Source organism: Vibrio sp. 1078-1 (assembly GCF_033340475.1).
In genome coordinates this window covers 1-751 of the sequence record NZ_JAWOWM010000279.1, presented here as the reverse complement: position 1 = coordinate 751, position 751 = coordinate 1, and the positions used below count along the sequence as shown (strand labels likewise).

At 40.3% G+C, this 751-nt stretch carries 1 protein-coding gene; it reads right to left on the bottom strand.

Annotation, left to right across the window (positions count from 1 at the left end; translation table 11 throughout):
* Window positions 1–112: 112 nt before the first annotated feature.
* A partial coding sequence (locus R7190_RS27095; RefSeq protein ID WP_318137832.1) for a transcriptional regulator occupies window positions 113–751 on the bottom strand: 639 nt, incomplete at its 5' end.

Genomic DNA, 751 nt, shown 5'->3' with positions numbered 1-751 from the left:
TGACGTGTTTTAACAGAATTTAATGTGAATTAAATGGGTTGGTTTGACCAAGTATACTGAGTTGTTCAATTTATTTTATGTCTGGAATTAATATTGGTATGTGCGATTTAATTTAAACACGTTGATTGAGCTGAGAAACATACTTTAATAAATCCCCATCAATATTAGGTAATCCGTCAGAGAAAAATATTTGTGTCCCTGGAGTGCAACGCATTAAAACGTTAGTTAACTCGCCATCTTGGTTGGAGGTATTGAGCGCATTGAATTTGACCAGCTTATTGTAAACATCATCTTCTAACTGCAATCGCTGCGCTTCGGTCAGACGAATACGACCAATACAAATACCGGGGCTGACTTCATGCGAAAGCGATTCTTTCTGAAAACGTTCACGAAATAGAGAGTCGAGATCTGAGCCTTCTTCCATCAAAAATCGGCGGCCGGAGCGATAAAACAAACCATCACCAAAATCTTCCACATAACCGAGAATCTCAGCAATGCGGAGATAAAAACGCAGGCTTGTCTCCGTTAGGTTGTACATTTCAGCAATCTTTTTCGGCTCAAGATTTCGAGATGTCACCATATAGATGAAGTCGAGGAGGTAAGGGTGTTCGAGAAAGAGTGCACTTTGTTCATCCGTCAGCATTTGTTCGTTTTCATGCTGGAGTAGGTTGGCTAAATTGGCTAGCTCGATCAGGTCAGTATTTAGGTAGTTTAGGTAGAGGAGAATTTTATCCAATCCGAGAGAGGGATT